Source organism: Henriciella sp. (assembly GCF_049649345.1).
Taxonomy (GTDB): domain Bacteria; phylum Pseudomonadota; class Alphaproteobacteria; order Caulobacterales; family Hyphomonadaceae; genus Henriciella.
The window spans coordinates 1-2,214 of record NZ_JBARZC010000501.1; the positions used below are offsets into that span (position 1 = coordinate 1).

A 2,214-nucleotide genomic window follows, 5' to 3' on the forward strand; every position below is an offset into this window, starting at 1 on the left:
ATATCAGTCTGGCGGACCTGGGAGAGGATAATGTCGCAAACTTCTCGCAGCGCCTTGTCCCCGGCGGCATGGCCGAAATTGTCATTCACGGCCTTGAAGCCATCGAGGTCGAGATAGATCAGGCAGAGCGGCAGCTCGTGGCGCGCCGCAAGTGCGATTTCGCGGCTGAGTTCGCGCTCGAAGGCGCGCCTGTTGAAGACAGGGCAGAGCGCATCATGATCGGCCAGGCGTTCGGCCTCCGAAAGGGCCTGAATCAGGCGGGCCTCACCGGCTCTAAGCTCGAGCACTTCTTCTGCGAGCGCAAGCAGCGCCGCGCGTGTTCTCAACTCCTGGGAGTCAAGGTCGACCCCCACCGCGCGGAGCAGATCGACCGCCGAAGAACGCGGGCGCGCGGTGCCCCCATTCTGTCCACGGTTTTCGCGCGTATCGTCCATTCCATACCTATAGGCGATTACCGCAACGGCATCCACTCACAGCATGCCTTGACGGGGCAAGGCCGGTGCCTATTTTGTGCCGCTTCCTGAAAGGGGGCGAGATGAGCGCAGCACAACCCGTTGTCGGGGTCATCATGGGCAGCCAGTCGGACTGGCCGGTCATGAAACTGACCTGCGAGATGCTCGAGAAACTGGGCGTCGCCCATGAAGCGAAGATCGTCTCGGCGCACCGCACGCCGGACCGGCTTGCAGAGTACGCAAAGTCGGCCAAATCACGCGGCCTCAAGGTTATCATCGCAGGCGCAGGCGGGGCCGCGCACCTGCCAGGCATGACAGCCGCCATGACGCCGCTGCCCGTCCTTGGCGTACCGGTCCAGTCGCGCGCGCTCAGCGGACAGGACAGCCTGATGTCTATCGTCCAGATGCCCAAGGGCATACCCGTCGGAACGCTTGCAATCGGTGAGGCGGGCGCAGCGAATGCCGGCATCCTCGCGGCGTCCATCATCGCCCTGGAAGATGCGTCCGTGGCCGATAAGCTCGATGCGTTCCGCGCCGAACAGACCGCAAGCGTCGCTGACGAGCCTGAAGGATGAGCCCACTCCCGGCCGGATCCGTCATCGGAATTCTCGGCGGCGGACAGCTCGGCCGGATGATTGGCAGCGCGGCCGCGCGGCTCGGCTTCGATGTCCACATCTATGCCCCGGATGACAGCCCGCCCGCCGCGCGCGTCGCCGCGCTCCACTGGCAGGGCACCTATGATGACCGCGATACGCTGCGCCAGTTCGCCGAAAGCTGCGACGTCATCACCTATGAGTTCGAGAATATCCCTGTCGAAACCGTCGAGTTTCTCGTGTCGCTGGGCGCGACTGTGCGGCCCAGCGCCAAATCGCTCGAAACCTCGCAGGACCGTCTGACAGAAAAGCGCTTCCTGAACGAGATCGGCATCGAGACCGGCGCTTATGAAGCTGTCGACACTGTCTCCGACCTCGAAACCGCGCTTGAGGCGCTTGGGGCGCGCGGCATCCTGAAGACGCGCCGCGAGGGCTATGACGGCAAGGGCCAGGTGCGCCTGAAGACACGCGATGACCTCGCGGCAGCCTTTGACGCGATCGGCGCGGTGCCGGCGATCCTCGAAGCCTTCGTTCCGTTTGAGCGCGAAATCTCGGTCGTGATCGCGCGCGATGCAGACGGCAATATGGCCGCCTTCGACCCCAGCATGAATGACCATTCCGGAGGCATCCTGCGCACCTCGATCGCGCCCAGCGGTCTGTCTGACACGATCATCGCCAAGGCTGTGAGCATGGGGGAAACCCTCGCGCGCGAGACAGGACATATCGGCGTGCTGGCGCTTGAACTCTTCGTACTGGAAGACGGTACGCTGCTCGCCAATGAGTTCGCCCCGCGCGTCCACAATTCGGGCCACTGGACACCCGAGGGGTGCCTGACGGGCCAGTTCGAGCAACATGTCCGCGCCGTTGCCGGCTGGCCGCTCGGGCCTGTGACGCGCGTCTTCGATGTCGAAATGCAGAATCTTCTCGGCGAAGAGGCGCTCGCCCCGCCAGAGAGCTTTGGCGCAGACGCCGTGGTCACCCTCTACGGCAAACGCGACGCCAAACCCGGCCGCAAGATGGGGCATGTGGTGCGGCGGACTGGCCGGGCCTAGCGCAAACCCAGGAGCCTGGAGCAGAGTGTTCTCGAGCTGGTCCTGCTAAATGATCGATCGCCCGGCGCGTTTCAACATCAGGAAGTAAACGACAAACAGGGCCACAAAGATAACATC

At 63.8% G+C, this 2,214-nt stretch carries 3 protein-coding genes; 2 read left to right on the plus strand and 1 reads right to left on the minus strand.

Annotated features, from left to right (window positions below; translation table 11 throughout):
- A partial coding sequence (locus tag WA989_RS13910; protein ID WP_424341088.1) for a GGDEF domain-containing protein occupies positions 1-434 on the minus strand: 434 nt, incomplete at its 3' end.
- Between the two features lie 101 nt (positions 435-535).
- Here WA989_RS13910 and purE point away from each other — a divergent pair.
- Entirely contained in the window at positions 536-1,027 is a 492-nt protein-coding gene (gene purE / locus WA989_RS13915; protein WP_424341089.1) for a 5-(carboxyamino)imidazole ribonucleotide mutase, read from the plus strand.
- Complete coding sequence (locus WA989_RS13920) at positions 1,024-2,097, plus strand: 5-(carboxyamino)imidazole ribonucleotide synthase (protein WP_424341090.1); 1,074 nt, start codon at positions 1,024-1,026, stop codon at positions 2,095-2,097. The genes purE and WA989_RS13920 overlap by 4 nt, the downstream gene beginning before the upstream one ends.
- Positions 2,098-2,214: the final 117 nt, after the last annotated feature.

What these genes read in the sequence shown, in the direction of transcription:
- purE (WP_424341089.1), top strand. Translation starts at nt 536, where the DNA reads ATGAGCGCAGCACAACCCGTTGTCGGGGTCATCATGGGCAGCCAGTCG.
- WA989_RS13920 (WP_424341090.1), top strand. Translation starts at nt 1,024, where the DNA reads ATGAGCCCACTCCCGGCCGGATCCGTCATCGGAATTCTCGGCGGCGGA.